Origin of the sequence: Modicisalibacter luteus DSM 23508 (assembly GCF_000378505.1) — a bacterium.
GTDB lineage: Bacteria > Pseudomonadota > Gammaproteobacteria > Pseudomonadales > Halomonadaceae > Modicisalibacter > Modicisalibacter luteus.
In genome coordinates this window covers 399,850-423,316 of sequence record NZ_KB899989.1, presented here as the reverse complement: position 1 = coordinate 423,316, position 23,467 = coordinate 399,850, and the positions used below count along the sequence as shown (strand labels likewise).

The 23,467-nt window shown below is 60.1% G+C and carries 26 protein-coding genes; 12 read left to right on the top strand and 14 right to left on the bottom strand.

Annotated features, from left to right (window positions below):
* The first annotated feature begins 157 nt into the window (after nt 1-157).
* Nucleotides 158-2,167, top strand: coding sequence for a sigma-54-dependent Fis family transcriptional regulator (locus tag F568_RS0101980; RefSeq protein WP_019017021.1), 2,010 nt, complete (start codon nt 158-160; stop codon nt 2,165-2,167).
* Nucleotides 2,168-2,270: 103 nt separating this feature from the next.
* On the opposite strand, the gene F568_RS0101975 is transcribed toward F568_RS0101980, so the two are convergent.
* Nucleotides 2,271-2,669 (bottom strand): hypothetical protein, encoded by a 399-nt coding sequence (locus F568_RS0101975; protein WP_019017020.1) that lies wholly within the window; start codon nt 2,667-2,669, stop codon nt 2,271-2,273.
* Nucleotides 2,670-2,752: 83 nt separating this feature from the next.
* The gene (locus F568_RS0101970) at nt 2,753-3,304 is read right to left on the bottom strand and encodes a DsbA family protein (RefSeq protein WP_019017019.1); all 552 of its coding nucleotides are present in this window, start codon (nt 3,302-3,304) and stop codon (nt 2,753-2,755) included.
* 154 nt (nt 3,305-3,458) lie between these two features.
* Here F568_RS0101970 and yghX point away from each other — a divergent pair, with 154 nt between their 5' ends.
* The 3 genes from yghX to yghU all read left to right on the top strand — a co-directional run bounded on the left by yghX (nt 3,459) and on the right by yghU (nt 5,984).
* Nucleotides 3,459-4,346 carry a YghX family hydrolase gene (yghX, locus tag F568_RS0101965; protein ID WP_019017018.1) on the top strand — a complete coding sequence of 296 codons (888 nt, stop codon included), beginning with the start codon at nt 3,459-3,461 and terminating at the stop codon, nt 4,344-4,346.
* A gap of 51 nt (nt 4,347-4,397) precedes the next feature.
* Nucleotides 4,398-5,018 carry an NUDIX hydrolase gene (locus tag F568_RS0101960; protein ID WP_019017017.1) on the top strand — a complete coding sequence of 207 codons (621 nt, stop codon included), beginning with the start codon at nt 4,398-4,400 and terminating at the stop codon, nt 5,016-5,018.
* A gap of 90 nt (nt 5,019-5,108) precedes the next feature.
* A complete protein-coding gene (yghU, locus tag F568_RS0101955) occupies nt 5,109-5,984 on the top strand; it encodes a glutathione-dependent disulfide-bond oxidoreductase (protein ID WP_019017016.1) in 876 nt (291 codons plus the stop codon).
* Nucleotides 5,985-5,994: 10 nt separating this feature from the next.
* Here yghU and F568_RS0101950 read toward each other — a convergent pair whose 3' ends face one another.
* The 5 genes from F568_RS0101950 to F568_RS0101930 form a co-directional block, all read right to left on the bottom strand.
* Nucleotides 5,995-6,585 (bottom strand): NADPH-dependent FMN reductase, encoded by a 591-nt coding sequence (locus tag F568_RS0101950; RefSeq protein ID WP_019017015.1) that lies wholly within the window; start codon nt 6,583-6,585, stop codon nt 5,995-5,997.
* Between the two features lie 635 nt (nt 6,586-7,220).
* On the bottom strand, nt 7,221-7,910 hold the full coding sequence (locus tag F568_RS0101945; protein ID WP_156817317.1) for a Crp/Fnr family transcriptional regulator: 690 nt from the start codon (nt 7,908-7,910) through the stop codon (nt 7,221-7,223).
* A 176-nt stretch (nt 7,911-8,086) separates the two neighbouring features.
* Nucleotides 8,087-9,019 (bottom strand): sigma-70 family RNA polymerase sigma factor, encoded by a 933-nt coding sequence (locus tag F568_RS0101940; RefSeq protein WP_019017013.1) that lies wholly within the window; start codon nt 9,017-9,019, stop codon nt 8,087-8,089.
* Complete coding sequence (locus F568_RS0101935) at nt 9,016-9,486, bottom strand: carboxymuconolactone decarboxylase family protein (protein ID WP_019017012.1); 471 nt, start codon at nt 9,484-9,486, stop codon at nt 9,016-9,018. The genes F568_RS0101940 and F568_RS0101935 overlap by 4 nt, the downstream gene beginning before the upstream one ends.
* 83 nt (nt 9,487-9,569) lie before the next feature.
* Nucleotides 9,570-10,472 carry an AraC family transcriptional regulator gene (locus F568_RS0101930; RefSeq protein ID WP_019017011.1) on the bottom strand — a complete coding sequence of 301 codons (903 nt, stop codon included), beginning with the start codon at nt 10,470-10,472 and terminating at the stop codon, nt 9,570-9,572.
* A 171-nt stretch (nt 10,473-10,643) separates the two neighbouring features.
* On the opposite strand from F568_RS0101930, the gene F568_RS0101925 reads away from it, so the two are divergent.
* Entirely contained in the window at nt 10,644-11,483 is an 840-nt protein-coding gene (locus F568_RS0101925) for an oxidoreductase (RefSeq protein ID WP_019017010.1), read from the top strand.
* A 94-nt stretch (nt 11,484-11,577) separates the two neighbouring features.
* On the opposite strand, the gene F568_RS0101920 is transcribed toward F568_RS0101925, so the two are convergent.
* Nucleotides 11,578-11,886, bottom strand: a complete 309-nt coding sequence (locus tag F568_RS0101920) for a hypothetical protein (protein ID WP_019017009.1) — start codon at nt 11,884-11,886, stop codon at nt 11,578-11,580.
* Between the two features lie 309 nt (nt 11,887-12,195).
* Nucleotides 12,196-13,041 carry an MBL fold metallo-hydrolase gene (locus F568_RS0101915; protein WP_019017008.1) on the bottom strand — a complete coding sequence of 282 codons (846 nt, stop codon included), beginning with the start codon at nt 13,039-13,041 and terminating at the stop codon, nt 12,196-12,198.
* Between the two features lie 335 nt (nt 13,042-13,376).
* Between F568_RS0101915 and F568_RS0101910 the strand changes: the two genes are divergently transcribed.
* Entirely contained in the window at nt 13,377-13,868 is a 492-nt protein-coding gene (locus tag F568_RS0101910) for a YciE/YciF ferroxidase family protein (RefSeq protein WP_019017007.1), read from the top strand.
* 186 nt (nt 13,869-14,054) lie between these two features.
* On the top strand, nt 14,055-15,377 hold the full coding sequence (locus F568_RS0101905) for a PQQ-dependent sugar dehydrogenase (protein WP_019017006.1): 1,323 nt from the start codon (nt 14,055-14,057) through the stop codon (nt 15,375-15,377).
* On the opposite strand, the gene F568_RS0101900 is transcribed toward F568_RS0101905, so the two are convergent.
* Nucleotides 15,374-16,000, bottom strand: a complete 627-nt coding sequence (locus tag F568_RS0101900; protein ID WP_019017005.1) for a class I SAM-dependent methyltransferase — start codon at nt 15,998-16,000, stop codon at nt 15,374-15,376. The genes F568_RS0101905 and F568_RS0101900 overlap by 4 nt on opposite strands.
* Before the next feature lie 169 nt (nt 16,001-16,169).
* Between F568_RS0101900 and F568_RS0101895 the strand changes: the two genes are divergently transcribed.
* The 3 genes from F568_RS0101895 (at nt 16,170) to F568_RS0101885 (ending at nt 17,588) form a co-directional block, all read left to right on the top strand.
* Complete coding sequence (locus F568_RS0101895) at nt 16,170-16,451, top strand: hypothetical protein (protein ID WP_019017004.1); 282 nt, start codon at nt 16,170-16,172, stop codon at nt 16,449-16,451.
* A gap of 72 nt (nt 16,452-16,523) precedes the next feature.
* Nucleotides 16,524-16,964, top strand: coding sequence for a DUF411 domain-containing protein (locus F568_RS0101890; protein WP_019017003.1), 441 nt, complete (start codon nt 16,524-16,526; stop codon nt 16,962-16,964).
* Between the two features lie 162 nt (nt 16,965-17,126).
* Complete coding sequence (locus F568_RS0101885) at nt 17,127-17,588, top strand: c-type cytochrome (protein WP_019017002.1); 462 nt, start codon at nt 17,127-17,129, stop codon at nt 17,586-17,588.
* A gap of 79 nt (nt 17,589-17,667) precedes the next feature.
* Here F568_RS0101885 and F568_RS0101880 read toward each other — a convergent pair whose 3' ends face one another.
* The 4 genes from F568_RS0101880 to F568_RS0101865 form a co-directional block, all read right to left on the bottom strand.
* A complete protein-coding gene (locus F568_RS0101880; protein ID WP_019017001.1) occupies nt 17,668-18,276 on the bottom strand; it encodes a class I SAM-dependent methyltransferase in 609 nt (202 codons plus the stop codon).
* Between the two features lie 191 nt (nt 18,277-18,467).
* Nucleotides 18,468-19,514, bottom strand: coding sequence for an aldo/keto reductase (locus tag F568_RS0101875; RefSeq protein WP_019017000.1), 1,047 nt, complete (start codon nt 19,512-19,514; stop codon nt 18,468-18,470).
* Nucleotides 19,515-19,779: 265 nt separating this feature from the next.
* Nucleotides 19,780-19,968: a DUF3008 family protein gene (locus F568_RS0101870; RefSeq protein ID WP_019016999.1), complete on the bottom strand. Its 189-nt coding sequence runs from the start codon at nt 19,966-19,968 to the stop codon at nt 19,780-19,782.
* Between the two features lie 207 nt (nt 19,969-20,175).
* Nucleotides 20,176-20,904, bottom strand: a complete 729-nt coding sequence (locus tag F568_RS0101865) for a YebC/PmpR family DNA-binding transcriptional regulator (protein ID WP_019016998.1) — start codon at nt 20,902-20,904, stop codon at nt 20,176-20,178.
* 271 nt (nt 20,905-21,175) lie between these two features.
* On the opposite strand from F568_RS0101865, the gene F568_RS0101860 reads away from it, so the two are divergent.
* Complete coding sequence (locus F568_RS0101860) at nt 21,176-21,871, top strand: tetratricopeptide repeat protein (protein WP_156817316.1); 696 nt, start codon at nt 21,176-21,178, stop codon at nt 21,869-21,871.
* 194 nt (nt 21,872-22,065) lie between these two features.
* Entirely contained in the window at nt 22,066-23,466 is a 1,401-nt protein-coding gene (gene dbpA, locus F568_RS0101855) for an ATP-dependent RNA helicase DbpA (RefSeq protein ID WP_019016996.1), read from the top strand.
* Nucleotide 23,467 lies beyond the last annotated feature (1 nt).

Below are 23,467 nucleotides of genomic sequence, written 5' to 3'. Positions count from 1 at the left end.
GCGTTACACCTGTAACGCTCGACCAAGGGTGAAGACGCTACAGATTGACTCCCGGCCCGGGCGGCATAGGCTGAAAGCGTGTCTGCCAGACAACAACAAGGCCCGCCGCCGCATGACGACTGTCATGACAGAGCGAGACGGGCACGGAGAGGCAGCGATGCAACTACGTAACGAGCAACGCCAGCATATCGAAACCCTGATCCGGCTTAGCGAAGGCCAGGCGAGCGGCCTGGATAACTGCCGCGAGGTGATCCGTCGCTCCTGGGAGCGCTGCGTGGGCGAGTACCGGCTCGATCCCGGTCGTCCACGGCCGGTGCGCGTGCTGACCCAGCAGGCGCTCAAGGAACACCGCGAGCCGGTGGATGAACTACTGCATGTAGCCCGTGCCGGTGTCGATCAACTTTTCGCGCAAATCGCCCCGCTGGGCTATGTGCTGCTGCTCACCGACCGGCGCGGTATCACCGTGGACTTCCGCGGCCAGCGCGATCAGGACCCGGCCTTGCGCCGGGCAGGCCTGTATCTCGGGGCCGACTGGGACGAGCGCTACGCGGGCACCTGTGCAGTGGGTACCTGCGTTCACGATGCCCGGGCCATCACTTGCCACCAGAGCGAGCACTTCGATGCTACACACATCAGCCTGACCTGCACGGCCGCACCGATCACCGATCCGCAGGGGCAGGTCATCGCTGTGCTGGACATCTCCGCGCTGCAATCGCCGCGTGCCCACGAGAGCCAGAATTTCGGCCTGTCCCTGGTCAACCTCTATGCGCGAATGATCGAGGACGCCTATTTCCTGCATCGCTATCGCGGCTGCCTGATGTTGCGCTTCGATACCGCTCGCGAGTTCGTGCACCTCAACGGCCGAGGGCTGATTGCCATCGAGGAGGATGGCAGCGTGATCGCCGCCAATGGTGAGGGCCGCGCCCTGATCGATGCGCACCTTCGGCGTTGGCCGGCCTGGACGTCGGGCTGGGTGCCGTCGGCCACGCAACTGTTCGACGGCGATATCGGCGACCTGCTCAGTATACCCGCCACGCGTGAAGACCAGATTCGCGCCTTTCGCGTGCGCGCCAACGACACGACGTGCTTCGTCACCCTGGTCGAACCGCGTGGACGCCGCCTCGCTTCACGCGCTGTACCGCCATCGCCCACACCGGTCCCGGCGCTGGATCGGCTGGCGTCGGACGACCCCGCCATGCATCGCGTACTCAAGCTGGCGCGGCGGCTGCGCAATGAGGAGGTCAACGTGTTGATAACCGGTGAGACCGGCACCGGCAAGGAAGTGCTGGCCCGCGCCCTGCACGATAGCGGTACGCGTGCCAATAGGCCGTTCGTGGCGGTCAATTGCGCGGCGATCCCCGAATCGCTGATCGAGAGCGAACTGTTCGGCTACCTGCCCGGAGCCTTCACCGGCGGACGCAGCAAGGGCATGCGCGGGCTGATTCAGCAGGCCGACGGCGGCACACTGCTCCTGGACGAGATCGGTGACATGCCACTGGCGTTGCAGACCCGACTACTGCGCGTGCTGGCCGAGCGCGAGGTAATGCCGCTGGGCGCCGAGAAGGCCGTGCGCGTCGACATTCGGGTCATTACCGCCACCCACCGCGACATGAGCGAATTGATCGCCAATGGCCTTTTTCGCGAGGACCTCTACTATCGCCTGAACGGCGCACAACTGCGTCTGCCGGCGCTGCGCGAACGCGCCGACAAGCATTACGTGATTCGCAGCGTCTACGAGGCACTGGTTACCGAGCGTCAAAGCGATGTGCGCCTGCGCGCCGATGCCATGAGCGCACTGCTGGCCTATGCCTGGCCGGGCAACATTCGCCAATTGCGCAATGCGCTGGACTTCGCGCTGGCCACGGTCGATGGCGAGGAGATCACTGTTCACGACTTGCCGGAGGAGTGCCAGGGTGGGCTAGCCGCCGCACCGCAAGTCATCGATTCGACCCTGCAGCCAGAAACCACCGGCGAAGGCCAGGCTTTTCACCGCCTGCTACAGGACACCGGCTGGAATGTCAGCCATGTGGCGCGCCGGCTCGGCATTTCTCGGCCCACTGTCTACCGACGTATGCGCCGCTATGGGCTGGTGCCGCCCAACCGGCGCGAGGCCGAGACAGTAAGCGATAGCCCTATTAGGAAGGGAGTCCCGTGGCACAACTCATGAGACTGCTTGCTCTGGTGTGGCTTCTCCCTTGATGCCGAGGCAGGACGCCGCTGGGGGTAGGGCTGCCACTCACTAGCTGGTGCGAGTCGATCAGCCGATGCATTCAGCGCCAGCCGAACCAGCTACGCAGTCTCTGGCCCGCAGAGGAAGGGGAGTTGGCCGAGGCCCGGCCTGATAACCGGGCCGTGGCGAGCTTGAGCGGGGATATGATCGCCTCGATATGGTGCTGGCAAAGCCGGCGGCTGACCGAGGCGGGGCACTGCGCCATCAGCAACCCACAGTGATAGATGGCGGTATCCAGTGCCTGGCACACCTCCGTGAAGGGGGCGGCCTCCTGACGGCAGCGCTGCAACTCGCCGGAAAGCATCCGTAGCAGCTGCGCATCCAGCCAGCACGGTGTGTCGTCTCCCAAGGCCGAGGTCATTACCTTGCTCTGGATAGCCTGAAAGGAGACATGCAGGAAGACACAGGAGTAATACAGCTGGGAGCGTTCTGCCGTCATGGGAATATCATAGTCAGTGTTAATGAGACTGATTTGCATTGTTGTTGATGTGGGCGACCCTGTCAAATGGCGAAGGGCTTGTCTCACTGAAAGCGCTTGACCCATTCGCTCACGTCGTCTCCGCTGCCCATGCCTGGATCCACTAGACCGTCGACCATGAACGTCGGTGAGCTGTGGATGCCGTTCTGGCGGGCATATTTGGCATGACGCTTCAGGGCGCTGTCGAGATCGGGGATTTCGAAGGCGTGGGTGAGCGCAACGCCGCTGTAGTCTTCCAGTCGCTTGAGAATATCGTTGGGCGTGACGCTCCGGTTCGGCCCGGTGCAATGGTTCTCGAAGACGAACTCCTCACGGTGGTCGGCGACGGCGGCCATGACCTTTTTGGCGGTTTCCTTGCCGCCGTCCAGCGTCGAAGCCGCGACGATGGCTCGGGTGACGATCGGTGATAGCAAGTGCCATGGTTGGGATTGCAGCCAGAGTTGCACGCGAACGTTCGATTCCCCGGCTTGAGCAAGGAAGTCGTCCAGCTTGTGAAAGGTCTTTACCGAGAATGGGCAGGTCGGTTCCAGAAAGATCTCGAAGAGACGTGGGCCGTTGCCCCAGACGAGCGGGTCGGCGTGCCAGTCGTTGGCCATGGTGATCTCCTTGCCGAACAGAAAAGGAAGTACACCGCTAACCGTAGCAGAGGGTGAGCTACACCGAGCCAGGCAGTGCACGGGCGATGAAGATGTGCCAGATTTTCACCAGGCCTCGGTGCACCTCGCCCGGGCATGATCGGAGACTGATTCGATGAGCCGCCTCACCGCGAAGGACTTTCCCCCCGAATTGCTCGAACTCTACGATGGCTATGTTCACGGTCATATCTCCCGGCGCGAGTTTCTCGACCGTGCCGGGCAATTTGCGGTGGGTGGGCTGACTGCCGCCGCCCTGCTTTCGGTCCTGAGCCCGAACTATGCCTTGGCGGAGCAGGTGAAATTCACCGATCCAGATATCCTGCCTGAGTACATTACCTATCCTTCGCCGAACGGCCATGGTGAGGTACGCGGTTACCTGGTTCGCCCGACCGGGGTGGAGGGGCCCGTGCCCGGCGTGGTAGTGGCGCATGAGAACCGGGGGCTCAACCCCTATATCGAGGATGTCGCTCGCCGCGTGGCCAAGGCGGGGTTCATTGCGCTGGCGCCCGATGGCCTGAGCTCCGTTGGTGGTTATCCGGGCAACGATGAGGAGGGGCGTGAGCTGCAGCGCCAGGTGGACCCGGAAAAGCTGATGAACGATTTCTTTGCGGCGGTCGAGTTCCTGATGGCGCATGAGGAAACGACAGGCAGGGTCGGTATCACCGGTTTCTGCTATGGCGGCGGTGTCGCGAATGCCGCTGCCGTGGCTTACCCGGAGCTTGGCGCGGCCGTGCCATTCTATGGTCGCCAGCCCGATCCGCAGGATGTGGCGCGTATCCAGGCGCCGCTATTGATCCACTACGCTGAACTGGATACCCGCATCAACGAGGGGTGGCCCGCCTACGAAGCTGCCCTGAAAGCGCATGACAAGATCTATGAGGCCTACATCTATGAGGGGGTCAATCATGGCTTCCATAATGATTCGACGCCCCGCTATGACGAGCAGGCGGCTGAGCTCGCCTGGACACGGACGGTAGAGTGGTTTCGGCGCTACCTCGCCTGACACCGGAAGGACGTGGCGCCGAAAGGACACATATCAGGTAATGGAGTCACTATGTCGCATGACTGGGTCGCCTTCGCCAAGCAGCTTCGCTCCATCGCGCAGACGGGACAGACCTACACCACCAACAAGTATGAGCTCGAGCGCTACCGTCAGCTCGAAATGCTGACCAACCAGATGTTTTCAGTATTGGGTGACGTGCCCATCGACCGGGTCGAGAACTTCATCATTCCCGATGCGGGGTATGCCACACCCAAGGTGGATGTGCGCGGTGCGGTATTCGAGCAGGGGCGGGTGCTGCTGGTCCGTGAGATCAAGGATGGCCGCTGGGCCTTGCCCGGCGGCTGGGCGGACGTCAACGAGGGGCCATCGAGCTGCGCGCTGCGCGAAATCGTCGAGGAGTCGGGGCATCGTGCCAGCAACCCGCGCCTGGCGATGCTCAAGGATCGCAGCCTGCACCCCTACACACCGGTGTCGCCGGATCACATCTACAAGCTGTTCTATCTATGTGATCACGAGGGCGGCGAGTTCACCGCCAACAATGAGACTGATGCCGCCGACTTTTTCGACCTCGACGACCTGCCCCCGCTCTCCGAGGGGCGCACCCTGGCCGAGGACATTCATCAGTGTTGGGCATTTCATCAATCCGGTGCTCCAAGCATCTACAGCGATTGAACGTAGCCGGCGCTGTCAGGCGATTGACGGTCGAAGGTGAAGGTTTCCTGGGCTACGTTGAAGCGAGAGACACCTCAGCAAGGAGATTCCATGAGTCAGGACAGTGACTACACCCCCCCGAAGGTCTGGACCTGGGAGAAGGAAAGCGGCGGCCACTTCGCCAGTATCAACCGTCCCATTGCCGGGCCGACGCACGAGAAAGAGCTGCCGGTCGGTAAGCACCCGTTCCAGCTTTACTCGCTGGCCACGCCCAATGGCGTCAAGGTCGGCATCATGTTCGAGGAGTTGCTGGCACAGGACTTCTATGCCGAATACGATGCTTGGCCGATCCAGATCGGCGATGGCGATCAGTTCAGCAGCGGTTTTGTGAAGGTCAATCCGAACTCAAAGATTCCCGCGTTGATGGATTGCAGCACCACGCCCAAGCCCACCCGGGTATTTGAGTCCGGCTCGATCCTGCTCTATCTCGCCGAAAAATTCGACGCCCTGTTGCCCCGGGAGCCCGCAGAGCGTACCGAAACACTCAACTGGCTGTTCTGGCAGATGGGCAGTGCGCCCTATCTCGGTGGTGGGTTCGGTCACTTCTATGCGTATGCGCCGACCAAGATCGAATACGCCATTGATCGCTTCACCATGGAGACTAAGCGCCAGCTTGATGTCCTCGACCGCCGCCTGGCCGAGTCGCGCTATCTGGGCGGGGACGAGTACACCGTCGCGGACATCGCCAACTGGGCGTGGTATGGCCAGCTGGCGCTGGGGCAACTGTACGAGGCCGGCGAGTTCCTGCAGGTTGAGTCCTACGAGCACGTGCAGCGCTGGGCCAAGGAGATCAGTGCACGCCCGGCTGTCCAGCGTGGACGTATGGTCAACCGCACCTTCGGTCCGCTCGAGGAACAGCTACATGAGCGCCACGATGCCAAGGACTTTGACCTCAGAACGCAGGATAAGCTCGAAGCCAAGGGCTAGGGCATAGTGATCAGAACGGCGGCTGTTTGCGCTGCCGCTGTTCTTTTGCTGCTTCTGTCCACCAGGCCAGGTCCTCGGCGAAGCGCGCAAAGGATTTTTCCAGCGACTGGCCGGCGTCGCCGGTGGGTTGACCGTCGGCATCCAGTGTCTTGGTGATTGGGCCGACGGTCACCGAACTGGAAATGACGACCATCCCCATTTCTGCGAGCGTGCCGTGCCATAACAGGCCGGCACGTGCACCGCCCAGACGGCCAGCCGAATAGCTGACGATACCGGCCGGTCGCCAGTACCACTCTTCCAGAAAATGGTCGGTCAGGTTCTTGAGGCCGGGCTGCATGCCCCAGTTGTATTCACCAGTGACAAAGACGAAACCATCCGCCTCGCGAATCTTGCCCGCCAGTGCCTCCATTGCCTCGGGCGCTTCGCCCTTGGGGTACTCCTTGTACATGCGATCCAGCATCGGCAGGTCGATCTGCTTGGCATCGATCAGTTCCGCCTCGAAACCACGGGCCTGCAAGGTACGTACGGCATAGTCGGCAAGACGGATGCCGGTGCGGTCGGAACGATAGGATCCATAGAGCACGAGGATTCGGTCGGCCATGGCAGACTCCTTAATCAAGACGGGGCAACACGGGATGATGTGAAGCGAGGTGGTGTCATGAAGCGTAGCCTTGAGATAGCCGAGGAGCCATCTATGGAAGCAGGCCGGGATGGCGAAGCGGAAAGGGTTGCCCATTGTTGGCTTCCGGGATCGAGCTACCGAGCGTTTAACGTTTCACAAGAGTTTCTGCAGGAAAAACCTTATAAGTCAAAGTAACGCAAGTTAGTTCGTGGGTACGTCATGTTTGGCACAATGTGCGGCGTTGGGCAGGAAGCCCGATCAGGGAAGAACGAGCCAGGAAGGCTCTGGTAGCCAGGGAAGCGCGGACAGGACGTTCGCGAAAGCATCCAGGGAAGCATGGGCAGGAAGCCCGTGGAAGTGAAGCAAGGAAGGCAGCGCTAGAGCGCTTGAGAAAGCCCGATGAAGCCCAGATTGGCCCGGCCCCCCTAGGGGGTCCGGGCTTTCTTTTGTCCCGTTACATGAGAATGGATGCGCTGGTCTTTAGAGCATATGAGGGCTAAGCAGCAAAGAAACGCTGACAGTATGCCAATACAACGAGCATGCAGACCGGTCCTGCACGAAGACTAACCTCCTGACCTTTCCAACCTGAAGGCAGCCCTGCTCGGCAGGTACGCTTAAGCATCACAGGGTTCTATCTGGCAATGAAGATAGTTCGGGTTAAACTGCGCAAACGCCTTGAGGCGTACCCAATCGAGGATAACCAGGCGTTTATTGTCTGTAGCGATAAGGCCTTCTCCGCGTAGCCGCTGAAGAACCCGGTTGATGTGCACCTCAGTCAGGCCCATTGACTCACCTAGCTCTGCCTGGGTGATCGGAAACTCAAAGCTATTGTCTTGGGAAAGACCCGCAGCACGCGAGCGTATTAGCATCTCACAGAAGAAATGAGCCAAGCGCTTGTCGGCAGCCCGGCTACCCGCATTGACCAGCCACTCTCGCAGAATCGCCTCGTCAACCATCGTCGACCAGGTAAGCGCTCTTGCAAGCCGAACATTTTTCGCCATTAAGTTACTTATTTCGTTGGCCGAATAAACGGCAGCTTTCAGGGGAGTGATGGTGCGAATCGAATGGTCCATCTGATCCAGTATGGTGGTATGGAGGTCGCACAGATCACCGGGAATCAGATAGGCCATGATGTGGTGCTCGCCATTTTCAAGAAGCTTATAGCGGCAAGCCCAGCCTTCTTCTATGAGATACACCTCGTCAGGCTTCTGCCCTTCGCTGATGATGTCTTTCCCTTTTCTGATGGTAATCCTTTGCCTGGCTGCATTCTCCAATGTCTTTTTTTCTTCATCGGTCAGTTCCATGAACTGGCTCAGCCTATGTATCAAAGGGGATGGCAATGCATGGCTCCTTCCAATGACGTATAAACAAGTTCTTGTTTGACTTTAGCAGAGCTGGCCAGCCCCCCGCTACCCCAGCCACTCCGAGCTTTAGTGTCTTGCAGATGCTTGAACCACTGTTGGCGATGTCACATCGCCTGTCAGTGAGTAATCAGCTGTGCCGCGTCAGCAGGCAGTAATGCCGCGAGGTGACGCAGCTTGTCAGGATTTCGCACCACGAAGATGGCCTGTATACGCCCCGCCTCAAACTGCAAGGCCGTGGTCTGCAGCGTGCCGTCGTGTTCGACCGAAAGATGGCCGGGCAGGCCATCGATCCTGACATTGCGGGTCCAGAGGGGCATGGCGAAAGCCCTTTTGCGGGCCAAGCCTGCATACATTCGACCGATCTTGTCAGCGCCCGAGATGGTACGAAGGGCCGCAGGCTTGCGACCGCCGCCATCGGAGTGAAAGGTAGCGGTTTTGGTCAGCAGTTGTTGCAAGCTTGTGGCGTCGCCGCTGCGGGCGGCAGTGAAGAAGGCGTCGGCAAGACGCGCCCCCTCATTGGGGTCGATCTTGAAGCGGGGCTTAGCAGAGATCACGCGCCTCCGTGCGCGGCTGGCCAACTGCCGGCAGGCGGCTTCCGTTCGGCCCAACGCCGTGGCCACGTCGTCGAACGCCATGTCGAAGATATCGTGCAGGATGAAGGCGGCACGCTCCAGTGGCGACAAACGCTCAAGCGCCAGCATCAGGGCCACCGTGACATCCTGATCGACGGGTGAAGCCGCGTGTTCGGCGGCTGACCAGTCTTCCACCAGTGGCTCCGGCAGCCACACACCCACATAGTGTTCCCGCTGGTTGCGGGTCTGCTTGATCCGGTCGAGGCAGAGCCGTGTCACCACCTGATTGAGAAACGCCCGAGGGTTGTCGACCCTGGCCGTGTCCTGACGGTGCCAGCGCAGGTAGCCGTCTTGTACCGCATCCTCGGCCTCGGCGATCGAGCCGAGCATGCGGTAGGCAAGGCGCGTCAGATAGGCGCGGTGGGCCTCGAATTCGTGCGAGGCATTTGGCGTCCTGGCGCCTTGAGGGTCACTCATGAGGCAACCGTCTGCGGGGGAGAGGTCTCGACAGGGTGGATGCTGCGAAAGCCCACGGCAATACGGTTCCAGACATTGATCGCACCAATCAACAGGGTGAGATTGACCCGTTCTGCCTCGTTGAACTGCTGACTTACTAGCGCATAGACGTCATCCGGCGCGTGGGTTTCAGGCAGTAGGGTCAATGCTTCGGTCCAGGCCAGTGCAGCACGCTCACGGTCGCTGTAAAGCGGCGACTCCCGCCAGGCCGAAAGCAGGTAGATGCGCTCTTCGCGCTCACCGGTGGCTCGGGCATCACGCGTGTGCATGTGAATACAGTAGGCGCAGCCATTGAGTTGCGATGCGCGGATCTTGACTAGTTCGAAAAGACTGGGCTCCAGGCCGCTTTTCCTGATGGCATTTTCGAATGTCACCATCGCATTCATGGCATCGGGGGCGGCAGTAAAGGCATTCAGTCTCGGTTTCATCGGTGGGCTCCGTAGTGGGTCGTGCATAGACAAGACGAGCCCGTGGAGTCGGTTGTGACATCATGCGCGTAAATCTGTTGTGCCTATGCCTGCAGCGGCTCGATGCGATGGAAACGGCTGACATCCCGTATCGGGGGATGACCGAACAAGCGGGCATATTCCCGGCTGAATTGCGATGGGCTCTGATAACCCACCATGAATCCGACACTGGCTGCGTCCGTACCCTGAGCAAGCAACAGGCGCCGCGCCTCCTGCAGCCGGATCTGTTTCTGATATTGGAGCGGGCTCATGGTCGTCACGGCCTTGAAGTGGCGATGAAACGACGAAGGACTCATGTTGGCAACCTGCGCCACAGTCTCGATCCGTAGCGGGTCGGAGTAGTGGCGTCGGATCCAGGAGATGGCTCTGCTGATCTGGCTCAGGTGGCTTTCGGAGAGGGCGATCTGCCGGAGTGTCTGGCCCTGCTCGCCAGTCAGCAGATGGTAGAGAATTTCTCGTTCGATCAGCGGTGCCAGGATGGCAATGTCCTGTGGGCGATCGAGCAATCTCAACAGGCGAGCCAAGGCATCCAGTAGATCTGGTGTAGGTTGGCTCACCGTAAGCCCTGTGGGTAACCGGCTCACGGCGGGTCGGTCCGGCAGGGCGAGCAGAAGCTCAGCCATTATCGAAGTGTCGAGTCGCAGGGAAAAGGCCAGGTAGGGAGCATCAGGGCTGGCCTCAACGATTTCGCCTGAAATGGGCAGGTCGACCGAGGCGATCAGGTAGTCACCGGCCCCATATTCGAACAGCTTGTCGCCCAGCAAGGTACGTTTGCGTCCCTGGGCAATGAGGCACAGCATCGGCTCATAAATCGCTGGTATGGCGGCGGTCGGGCCATCCGAGCGTACCAGCGTGATGCCGGGGATGGGCGTGTTGCAGCGTTCGCTCTGGCAGAATCGTTCGACCAGCGAGATGACTTCGTCGAACCTTGCCCTGTCCCAAGTCATAATGCTGCCCCCCATATCGGCGAAGATAAGACGTTACGCCGCCTCGGCGGAGGCCGCAACGCTTGGAGGAGATGCTGCCAGAATCGTGCAAGTTTCGCGGAGAATCCGGATACCTCCGATGCAGTGAACGTCAGCATAGTGATCTGGCGGTTCACTCATGGGAGAAGGAACATGAACAAGACATGGTTCGTTACCGGTGCATCACGGGGCATCGGGGCTGAAGTCGCCAAAGCGGCATTGGCCGCAGGAGACCGGGTCGTGGCCACGGCGCGCACGCCGGCTAGCGTCGTACAAACCTTGGGCGCCGAGTCGGATCGCCTGCTGGCGCTACCACTCGATGTAACTGACAGGCAGCAGGCGCAGCATGCCGTGGACGGTGCGGTGGAGCGATTCGGCGCCATCGATGTGCTGGTCAACAATGCCGGTTACGGTCAGCTCGGCCTCTTTGAAGAGGTCACGCCGGACTCGGCCAGGGCGCAGTTCAACGTCAATGTCCTTGGTCTTTTCGATGTGACCCGAGCCGTATTGCCGGTCATGCGCCAGCAGCGCTCAGGCCATATTTTCAACCTTTCTTCGGTCGGTGGGATCCAGGGGGTGGAGTTCGCTGCGCTGTACTGCGCCAGCAAATTCGCCGTCGAAGGATTTTCCGAGTCGCTGGCGCAGGAGGTCGCACAGTTCGGCATCAAGGTCACCATTGTGGAGCCGGGCTACTTTCGAACCGACTTTCTTGACGCCTCGTCTATCCAGTATGGCGAGTTGCCTATCGCCGACTACGAAGCCTATTCACAACGGCTGCAAGAAGGGTTCGAAGCCCACAGCCACCGCCAGGCAGGTGATCCTGCAAAGCTTGCGGCGTGTCTCGTCGAATTGGCAAACCATACGAGGCCGCCGCTACGTTTTGCGGCCGGCTCGGATGCCGTGAAGGTCGTAAGTGACAAGATCGAGCAGCTCAGAACGGAGCTGGAGGCTTGGCGTCCACTGTCGGTATCGACTGATGGCCAGTTTGAATGAGCCATTCCTGAGCTAATCAGCGAATCAACGCAAACGCCCCATAGACTCTGTCATATGGGGCGTTCTGCTTTTACCACGGTAGCTCACGAATAACTTACTCCCGCTGTTCCTCGAACAGGTCCGCCTTGGCGTCCCGCATCACGTCTTCGCATGCGGCTTGGTGGGCGAGTTGGGTGAGTAGGCCTTGAGTCACTTCGAATCCCTTGCCAAGACAGGTGTCCACGTCTTCACGGCTCACCGCCGGGGTGACACTGCAGTCTATCTTCAAGGTGCGTCCGCTGCCGTCCAGCTTGTCTGCGAGACCTCGCAGCCGCCAGGCGACACGCTCTTTCCAGCTGGCTGATTCCTCTGCGCCTTCATTCACGTTGAACGTGCATCGCCATTCAGGTTTATAGACCTTCATGAGAACCTCCTGCGCTGGTTTGCAATAGTCAGTGATCGTTCGTGCTTTCCACTCCGTAATAACGATGTCGCTATACCAGCATACCGACTTTTTCGCGCCAACACAGTGGGGAGACGTAACCGTCGGTTCGTGGGGTGTAGCCTGTGGGTTATGACTCACTCCGTCGTTCAGGCGGAGAGGCTCTCGTTTGGGTCATGGCTGGACGCGGTCAGAGCCTGCTGAGCGATGGGATGGCCGGCCAGGGTGCGGGAGGCCAGGTCCGAGAGGACTGAATGCGGCACGCCGGCAGAGCCAGCGCACCGCTTGCTCTCAGTGCGTATCGTCGACGCTCTTGCCGTGTGACGGCACAGCCAGCTTGTCGAAGTTCATGGCCAGCGCTTCCAGGTCATGGATCAGCGACTCGCCGGACATGGGGCGACCATGGCCGGTCACGGCCACGTTGGGCTTGAGTGCCGATAGTCGCTTGACCGATTCGCGGGCGCTATCCCAGTCGGGGGTGAAGTAACGTGGTGGGCCACTGAGCTCCTGATGCTGGGTTATGACCTGATAGAGTTTGTCCTGACGAACGGTAACGAAGGCATCGCCCACGATCATGGCGCGATCCGCATCGCGAAAGAACGAGACATGCCCCGGCGTGTGCCCCGGGGTTGCCACCCAGCGCCAGCCCGGAAGTTCGGGAATACGACCGCCCTCGGGCAGCAGGCGAACGTACGGGCGCAGGTCCACCGGCGTGTTGGGAAAGTAGCCCGACAGCTTGGCGATCAAGCCCCCCTCGACCTGGGTATCGGGATAGGGGTAGTGCGCTTCGCCGGTCAGATAGGGCATCTCGTCGGGGTGCACATAAATCGGCACGCCCCAATGCTCTACCAGTTCCACTGCCGACCCGACATGATCGAAATGGCCGTGAGTCAGCAGGATGGCCTTGGGCTTTGCATCTTTGCCAAAGCGCTGTATCGCAGCATCGATAATTTTATCCTGCGAGTTGGGCATGCCGGCATCGACCAGCACCCAGTCGCCGCTTTCGGGATGGCCCACGAAATAGACATTGACGATCTTGACCGTCAGTCCGGCCACGTCGGGTAGTACCTCGAAGAGATCGCCGCTTTTGATCGACGTCATCGGCATGGCTTTGTGGCGCAGCGGGTTATCGGCCATGAGGGATCCTCCCTGATGTGTTTCGGTACCACGCATCCGGCGTGGTTCATGCAACAGCCAAGGTGATTTAGTGAGTCTAGCCAGTTAGGTAACTCTGCATAGGCAGGCAACGGTGATGAAGGGAGAAGATGGGTAAATATGCGCTGCCTCGCTGTGCTATTGGTTGACTTGTTCTGAAGTGAATAAAACAGAGTTTGCGATTTCCCAATGTATCGTTTGGTGACAGGAGGGAAACCATTGCTCCCGAATGCTTGCCAGTTGGCAAACCGCTGCTAGCTTGAGAAAGCGACATCGCCTGATCAGTAAATGGACTCACTGTCGAGACGGAGCGATATATGGTTATCAAGACCCCTAATGATTTGTTCGCGCGCCTGCTTGCGGAAATCAACAGCGCGGAGAAGCAGATTACCCGTGCCCTGCCCAAGATGGCGCGTGCTGCAGACGATCCCAAGCTGGCCGAGGCATTCAAGGAACACCTGGAAGAAACGCGTGGGCAGGTAGAGCGTATCGAACAGGCGGCGGACACGATTCCTGATATTCGCGTCAAGCGCATCAAGAGCTATCCCATGGAGAGCCTGATCGAGGAAGCGCAGGAGCTGATCGAATCGGGTGAGAAAGGCCCAGTGCTGGATGCCGGTCTGATCGGGGCGGCTCAGAAGGTCGAACACTTCGAGATCGCCGCTTACGGAACGATCTGTTCGCTGGCAGAACAGTTGGGGTATACCGAAGCCAAGAACATCCTGGCTGAGACCCTCAAGGAAGAAAAGGCCACCGATGACAAGTTGACGAAACTGGCCAAGAGCGACGTCAACAAGAAAGCGGGATAACACAACTCAACGCATTGTGTTTTCCTCGGAGGCAGGCCCACTCTGGGCCTGCCTCCTTATGTATCCACCCCCTCCGTTCTCTTTCTGTTCTTTCTCACCGCCCCGTTATTGTGCCGACGGCATAAAGGTGTCTACGCTCGCTAGAAATGGGCGGCGTTACATCGCGGGGTGTACGAGGGGGAAGATATGCATTCACGTTTGGCCACGTTGGGGCTCCTGACGCTGACACTGACGGCATGCGGTGACGTCGCCCGCCTGCCGGTCTCGGCGGGCACAGGGCCTGATCCCGTACTGCCGGCACCCAGCGAGACGCTGTTTCCCACCGTCAACATCGCCCCTGCCCAACGCTGGCCCACCGGCGAAAAGCCAAAGGCGGCACCCGGTACCGAGGTGGTGGCATTCGCCGATGGCCTCGATCACCCCCGTTGGCTCTACGTACTACCCAATGGCGACGTGCTGGTTGCCGAGACCAACCGTCCACCCAAGGAGGCCGGGGGCCTGAAGGCCCGGATCATGGGCTGGTTCATGAAGCAGGCAGGGGCCGGCGGTGAGAGCGCCGACCGTATCACCTTGTTACGCGATACCGATGCCGACGGTGTGGCGGACGAGCGTTCGACTTTCCTGGACGGATTGCATTCGCCCTTCGGCATGGCGCTGGTGGGTAACGGCTTCTACGTGGCCAATACCGATGCGGTGGTGCGCTTTCCTTATGAAGATGGCCAGACGCGCATTACCGCGCCGGGAGAGACCGTAACCGCGTTACCTGCCGGGCCGATCAATTACCACTGGACGAAAAGTCTGATCGCTAGCCCCGACGGTAGCCGGCTCTATGTCGGTGTAGGCTCCAATAGCAACGTGGGCGAGAAGGGCATGGACAAGGAGGAGGGGCGCGCGGCGATCTGGGAGATCGACCCGGCCACCGGCGAGTATCGCATCTACGCCTCGGGCCTGCGCAATCCAGTGGGCATGGCCTGGCAACCGGAGACAGGTGCGCTGTGGGTGACGGTCAACGAGCGCGACATGCTGGGCAGCGATCTGGTGCCAGATTACATGACCGCCGTACAGGAAGGCGGCTTCTATGGCTGGCCCTACAGCTACTTCGGTGAGCATGTGGATGAGCGTGTCGAGCCCCAGCGTCCTGAACGGGTCGAGCAAGCCATCGTGCCTGACTATGCCCTTGGCCCACACACCGCTTCGCTGGGCCTGGCGGCGGCCGAGGGCAATGCGCTGCCTGCGCGCTTTTCCAGTGGCATGTTTGTCGGTCAGCACGGTTCCTGGAATCGCAAGCCGCACAGCGGCTACAAGGTGATCTTCGTGCCGTTCGAAGACGGCGAACCGGCCGGCTCGCCGGAAGACGTGCTGACCGGATTTCTGAGTGACGAGGGCAAGGCGCTCGGTCGTCCGGTGGGGGTGGCCATCGACAAGCGTGGCGGGTTACTGGTGGCTGACGATGTCGGCGATATCGTGTGGCGGGTCAGCAACGAAACAGCGTCAGATGGGGCTCGCTAGTCGGCCGGCAAATTTATCGCTCGCCCTTCGGTCATGTAGGTCATGCTCTTCAGAGGGCCAAGGTAGCCTTTGTGGGTAGTGACGATTTCGAACCCGGCCCCTTCCAACAGGGCGTCGGCTTCCCGGTTCAGATGGCATCCCCCGGCGCAGCGCTTCCAGAACGGCGTTAGTCGATGCTGCCTGCGTGCCACCTGGTGCTCTGGCGACAAACCGTGCTCCGTGAACAGAAACTGGCCACCGGGCCTGAGCACCCGGCGCGCTTCGGCAAGGGACCGATCAATATCCGGAATCGTGCAGAGAGTCCAGGTACAGAGAATGGTGTCGACGCTTCGGTCAGGTAGTGGGATCTGCTCTGCACCAGCGTGTAATACCTCAACCGGGAACGCTGCCTGAGCACTACGCTGCTGCGCGAGTTCAAGCATTCCTTCTTCGGGTTCCAGCGCAAAGAGCCGGGTCACCTGGTGTGGGTCGTAGTAAGGCAGGTTGAGTCCCGATCCGAATCCCAATTCCAGCACGGTGCCCCGCGCTTGCGAGGCCAGGCGTTGTCGGTAGGATTCAAGCAGCTGGGAACCCATCACTAGATGCATGAGCCGAGGTAGAACATAGCGGTGATAGATACGCATCAATATGTTACCTGCGTCGGTCGTGAGAGGGTCGGTCAGTCAGAGTAGAGCCCCGCGCCTGAGAAAGGAATGCCATCGAAGGAAAGGAGTAGGGGCTTGTTGGCCCTTGACCCTTGCGCAGCTAACAGGTTGTAGGCTGAAATATTGCGAAGCCGATAATGAGGGAAAAATGATGCGCAAGCTACGTAACGCCATGTTCACGGTTGCTGTCGTGTCCGTCGGTGCCTTTGGGGCTGGCTCACTATTCGCCCAGGAGGAAGCCAAGGATAAGGTGCAATCCAACGACATGCACGGCCACATGATGGGTGAAGGCGGCATGATGAGCGAGGGCGGCATGCACGGCAACATGATGGGCATGATGGGGCAGATGCACTCCATGATGGAGAAGTGCAACGCCATGATGGACACCATGCAGAAGAGCCAGGCTGAAGGCGCCAAGACGAGTGCCTGACCGGTGCGTGGCCAGTTCCATTATCGGAAATGGCCACGGATCCATTGTGCTGACTAACCAGTGAGAATCGTCGTGAAGCATTTGAAGAAATTGGCATTTGCTGCCCTGCTGGCCTTCCCGGTGTCAGGCTTTGCTGCCGCAACATCGGCCACTCTCTACAAGAATCCCAACTGCGGGTGCTGCAGCGGGCATGCCGAGTATTTGAAGGAAAACGGCTTCGATGTCGAGGTGGTCAATACCAATGACCTGTCGCAGCTCAAGGCCGAGCATAACGTTCCCGAAAGACTGGCAGGCTGCCACACCACGCTGATCGATGACTATGTCTTCGAAGGCCACGTGAATGCGGAAAGCATACGGCAAGTGCTGGATAGCACCCTCTTCATCAAGGGGCTGAGTGTGCCGGGAATGCCGGCGGGGTCGCCGGGGATGGGAGGTGAAAAGCAGGGGCCCATCGAGGTTTATGTTCTGGCTTTTCAGCCAACCGACTCCCCTGATGTTTACGCCACTTACTGATCTGCAACCGGAAGCTCCTGCCAGTGAAGCATCGCCATGAGCAGTTGTCATACCTCCTCCAGTCGGAAGACAAGAACGACCACGCAGCCGGACCGGTTTTCAGGTCCCCGTCGGCTCTGGCTGCTGGCTGACCTTGGGCTGGCCAGACCTGGGCCGCTAGCAATGCGTAAGACCGGCGCTTTAGTGCTTGCAGGTTGGCTGTCGGGCGTCGCCGGCCAGGCCTTGGCAGGTGGCGGGCCTGCTAGTGACGATAAGGCCGGATCATTGCACGAGGGCAAGCAGCTCTATCAGCAATACTGTGCCAGTTGTCACGGTATTGATGGTGAAGGGCAGCTCGACTGGCAGACACCGAATGCCCTGGGCGAACTGCCCGCACCGCCCCATGACCCCACAGGGCACACCTGGAAGCACTCTGATGCGATGCTCTACCGGATTATTGCAGAGGGCTGGCGGGATCCCTGGAACAAGACCGACCGACTGACTATGCCGGCGTTTGGAGAGGTGCTGTCTCCGCACCAGATCCGTCTCGTGGTGGATTACCTGAAGACGCTCTGGACCCCGGAACAGCGCCAGCACCAGCAGGAAGAAAGCCAGGATGCGCCGTTTCCACTCGTTGGGGATTAACTCGGCAGGATCCTGGGCCTAGGCCGTAGCGTGATGCTTGGCCTAGGGAGAAGCCCCCTTCATGAACTCCACGACACGCTCAGGGCGTGCAGTGGTAGAAATGTGCCGGCAGGAAGTTCATGGGTTCGAAGCTTTTCGTCACCTTCGAGAAGGTCTGGTTCAGGTGGGGCATGATGTTGGGCGAAAACTGGTAGAGCAAGAATGCCCCATCCGAGGCAATGGCCTGCTTCGTGGCGCGCAGGATATTGTCTTTTACCGTCACGGGCAGGGTGCTGAGCGGTATGCCCGCGACGATGTAGTCGACCGCGTCGAAGCCCCGCTCCTCAAGAATCGTCTGGATATCCTCGGCCGAGCCATGAATGACCTGCATTCTTGGGTCTGGATAGGCGCGCTGGATATATTCGACGAAGTCCTCATTGGTCTCGATCACGATCAGGACCGCGTCCGGGCGCATCTGCCGCAAGATCTCTTTGGTGAACGTGCCGACGCCGGGACCGTACTCGACCAGAACATTGGCACGCTGCCAGTCGACGCAGTCCAGCATGCGTTTGACCAGAAAGGGGGAGCTGGGAATGATCGAGCCGAGCATCTTGGGATGCTTGAAAAAGTTCTTGGCAAAGAGACTGATCTGACGCCGGCGGGAAAGGTGGTTCTGGGTTTTTGGGGTTATATGTTCGTTAGCTTCCATGCACGGTCCTACCTGGTGAGTTACAGACGCATGTGTTCACAGTAGCCCACGCCCCCTTTCAGGAAAAGAAGCGCAAACCTGGCGAGACCGTCGAGGGTGCCATAAGCACGGTAAATAACCAAAGGCGGTTGCCGCAAAAAAGCGCCCTGATCCTCAATGGACGGGCGCTTTTGCAATGTCGGTGCGTTGGGTCAGCGTGTTCGGGCGGCCTCGAGCTGCTGGCGCCGGGCCTCACCCTGACGTTCCAGCATCCAGCCCGGATATTCGGCCGGCAGGGCACTGACGGCATCGAGCTCGACAAGCTCCTCATCACTCAGCCGAACCTCACTGGCGGCAATGTTGTCGTCGAGCTGGTCTACTCTCTTGGCACCGACGATGACGCTGGTCACGGCCGGCTGGTGCAGTAGCCAGGCCAACGCGACCTGGGCCACCGAGACGCTGCGAGACTCGGCGATGCGGCGCATCACGTCGATGCAGTCGTAGGCGCGTTCGACGTTGACCGGTGGAAAGTCGAACGTGGTGCGTCGGCTGCCGGCTTCGGCCTGGCCATCGCGAGAGTACTTGCCGCTGAGCAGGCCGCCTGCCAGTGGGCTCCACACCATCAAGCCAAGATTCTCGCTGTTGAGCAGCGGAATGAGTTCTCGCTCCAGGTCGCGCCCGGCCACGGTGTAGTAGGCCTGTAGCGATTCGAAGCGTGACAGCCCATGGCGCTCGGCAATGCCCAGGGCCTTCATGATCTGCCAGGCGGCCCAGTTGGAGACACCGACGTAGCGTACATGGCCGTGCTGTACGAGCAGATCCAGGGCGCGTACAGTCTCCTCGATCGGCGTGGCCGGGTCGAAGCCGTGAACCTGATAAAGGTCGATATGGTCGAGCTGTAGACGCCGCAGGCTGGCCTTGACGCCTTCCATGATGTGGTAGCGGCTCAGGCCGCGGGCATTCACACCGGGGCCGGTCGGGCCGAAGACCTTGGTGGCGACCACCACCTCGTCGCGCGGCACCCTGAGATTCTTCAGCGCCTGGCCGGTCATGATCTCGGAATGCCCCTCGGAGTAGACATCGGCAGTGTCGATGAAATTGATCCCGGCATCGAGGGCGCGCCCGATCAACTTGTCGGCGTCGGCCTGCTGCAGGTCGCCGATCTGACTCCATAGCTCGCCCTGGCCGCCGAAGGTCATGGTGCCGAGGCAGAGCTCCGAGACGAACAGCCCGGTATTGCCGAATCGTGTATAACGCATGCGTGAAACTCCTGAGCGAGTGGCGCCAGCGTGTCGGGGTATCTGACGATGCCGTTTATCGATATCGGGCCCGGGGCTGGCAAGTCGGGAGAGAAAGTGCGCCACCAGTATGGGTCGCTCCGCACGGGACCAGCCAGTGCAATCCTGTCGGATTCTTGCCTGATCCTGTTCCCTTGTTGCCGGTCTGCTCATGATGGCGTGCATGAACGCAAAAGGGCTGCACCATGAATGATGCAGCCCTTCGATGTGCTCGTTCCATGCCGGTTCAGGATTTCTGGTTGTGTTCAGGCTTGTCCTTCTGCGAGGTGGAGGCCATCTTTTCCAGTTCCTTCTCGTCCATGGATTCGTACATCTCCTTGGAGGCTCCCTCCAGCTCGCTGACTTTCTTTTCGCCACGCTTGGCAGAAAGTGCGGCACCGGCGGCCATCTGTTGAGCCTGTGATTTTGCTGGCATCGTTCAACCTCCTGTTAGCTTGGACGCCTTTCCTGCGGCACCCGGTCCATTGCGGTTTCGACTCCACGCAAACGATGACGTCCATTCCAAGATAGACGGGGCATGACTGGCGCGCCAAGCGGAGCGGGGCTGAAATGGTGCCCAGAATAAGCCTCGGCCCGCACTGAGGCGGGCCGAGAAGCGAACGTGGCAGGCGGGAATGATACCTTACGCGGTCTCTTCCACTTCGGCGTTATGGTAGACGTTCTGCACGTCATCCAACTCGTTGAGCATATCGAGAAACTTCTCGAACAGTGCCACATCGTCGCCGCTGATCGGCGTGGTGGTCTGGGGCAGATACTGAATCTCATCGACCTCGAAATCGAGCTCGCCGAAGGCGTCGGTCAGCGCCTGCTTGGCCTTGGCATATTCGGTATTCGGGGCGAATACCGTGATGCGGCCGTCCTCGTTCTCGATGTCGGTGACGTCGACATCGGCTTCCATCAGCGCTTCGAGCACGGCTTCCTCGTCATCGCCATTGAAGGCGAGGATGGCACTGTGGTCGAACATGTGACTGACGCTGCCTGGCGTGCCGATCTTGCTCTTGGTCTTGGTAAAGCACATGCGCACGTCGCCGAAAGTGCGGTTGGGGTTGTCGGTCAGGCACTCCACGATCACCATGCAGTTACCGGGACCGAACCCTTCATAACGCGCCGGAGAGAAGTCCTCGCCGCCACCGCCCTTGGCCTTGTCGAGCGCCTTGTCGATCACGTGGGAGGGGACCTGATCCTTCTTGGCGCGATCGATCAGCCCACGCAGTGCCAGGTTGCCGTTGGGGTCGACACCGCCCGCCTTGGCGCAGACATAAATCTCGCGACCGTACTTGCTGTACACCTTGGTCTTGGCGGCGGCCGTCTTGGCCATTGATTCCTTGCGGTTCTGGAAGGCCCTACCCATGTCTTTGTCCTGTCAGGTTGTCATCGACGCGCGAATTTTACTCAACATTCGCCTAGTGTGGCAGGTTTATTTCCGTCCTGACCAGCCTGCGCCGGGCCTGGCGGCAGTCGCTTGACCGCCCTGAGTGCATCCGCCACGGCTGATTGGATTTGGGGCGATCCGGAATTAGTTAATTGGTGCTATGGACACGTTGGAATTATGACTTTCCTTGCACTACCTTGAGGGGGTTTCTCATACCAAGGTCGGAATGTCTGTCGCTGCGCAGGCATACATGAAGCAATCAATCCCGGTGACGCCAGCGATGCTTATGTTCCAGAAAGTTCCCGCGCTCCTGTTGGCAACATTAATGACGTTGGCTTATCAGCCAAGCTCGGCAGCGGAGACCGAGGAGTCCGCTGCGCTGCAGCGTCAGGCAGCGCAGCACTTGTACCAGGGAATTCGCCAGCATGACGAGCAGGCCATCGACAAGGCGATGACCCTCGCCGAGCGAATCCTGACCCTATCGCCTGATAACCTCGGTGCCTGGCACACTAAGCTGCAGGCCCAGCTTTACCGGCATCAGTACCAGCAGGCGTTATCTAGCGTGAACGAGGCGCAGCAGCGTCATCCGAACGATCAATCATTACGCCTGCTGCACTGCATGCTGGTCGACCGGTCCCAGGGCGAGGCGGCAGGTGATGCCTGTTATGCGAAGCTCGAACAGGAATACGCCAGCCAGGCGGCCAATGGCCAAGGCGAAACCCGGCCCGTCAGTAATGCACCGGATACGGCATCACCGGTCGCCTTCAACCAGGTGGGTGCCGCCATTCTGGGCGGATCGCCGCATGCCCAGGCGCTGGCTGAGGCTTATGTAGCGCAGGTGAGATCATTGGGCGGTATCGAGGCCGAGGATATCGCCAGGCATACCGTTGAGTCATTGCAGGATGGACGCTATGTCGAAGGTGTCCTGATGACTGGGCGTCGTTAGGCCCTATCGCTTTTGGCCTTGATATCGTTCATGGACGGGACGTCGCTCATGGTATGATTGGCCCTGAGTGACAGACGCTTCCGCGCGTTTCTGGTAATCTAGCCGCCTATCCCAACATGGCGGCATTTTCGTCTCGGCCTTTCCGCCTCGCCCCTGCCTGCCGCTTTGCCTATCGCCTCCTACAGGATCTGAGCTTGTCTGAACCTATCCCTTCCCAGGCTTTCGCCTCCTTGCCGTTGCCCTCTGAGTTACTGACGACCCTGGAGTCCTTGGACTATCGCGCCATGACGCCGATTCAGGCGGAAAGCCTCCCCCTGATACTCGCAGGGCGGGACGTGATCGGTCAGGGCAAGACCGGCTCGGGCAAGACCGCAGCGTTCGGTCTTGGCCTGCTGTCACGTCTCGATGTGATGCGCTTTCAGGTGCAGGCATTGGTCCTGTGCCCGACCCGGGAACTGGCCGATCAGGTCTCTGGCGAAATACGCAAGCTGGCGCGTGCCCTGCCAAACGTAAAGGTGCTGACCCTGTGTGGTGGGGTACCGATGGGGCCACAGCTGAACTCGCTGGCAAGTGGCGCGCATGTGATCGTCGGCACGCCAGGGCGGGTGGAGGCGCACCTGCGCAAGGGTGCCCTGGACCTTGCTGGGCTCGATACGCTGGTGCTCGACGAGGCCGACCGCATGCTCGACATGGGCTTTCAGGAGACGTTGGAGGCCATCGTGGCGCACACCCCCGAGACGCGCCAGACGCTGCTCTTCAGTGCCACCTATGCCGAGGGCATTCGTCCCATTGCCGAGCGGCTAATGAAGTCGCCAGCGGTTGTCGAAGTCGAGGCGACCCATGATAGCGACAGCATCCGTCAGGCGTTCTTTCGCGTGGATGATGACGCTGCTCGCTTCATGGCGCTGCGCCTGCTGCTGTTAAAGCATACGCCAGCGTCGAGTGTCGTGTTCTGTAATACCAAGCGGGAAACCCAGAACGTCGCCGATGCGCTTTGCAATCATGGATTCAGTGCCTTGGCGCTACATGGCGATCTGGAGCAGCGTGACCGCGACCGGACGTTGATCCTGTTTGCCAACCAGAGTGCATCGATTCTGGTCGCGACCGATGTAGCGGCGCGTGGGCTGGACATCGAGTCGCTGGATGCCGTGTTCAACTACCGCATCGCTCAGGATCCCGAGGTACATGTGCACCGCATCGGGCGCACCGGCCGCGCCGGTGGCCAGGGCGTCGCATATACCCTATATACCCCTGATGAGGGTGCGCGACTGGTGCGCCTGGCAGAGTATTTCGGGGGCGATATCGATGACTCGCCGCTGCCGCCTGCCAGCCTGCTCGAGAAACGCCCACCTGCGCCTCGCATGGCGACTCTCCAGGTCGATGGCGGCAGGAAGCAGAAGCTTCGTCCCGGTGATATTCTCGGTGCGTTGACCGGCGATGATGGGATCGCGGGGACACAGGTCGGAAAGATCAAGGTGCTGGAGCGCAGCGCCTACGTGGCCGTCGAACGCGAGGTGGCCAGGGAGGCGCTTGAAAAGCTCGCGACGGGAAAGTTAAAGGGCAAGTCGTTCCGCGCGCGTCGTGTGAATCGGTAAC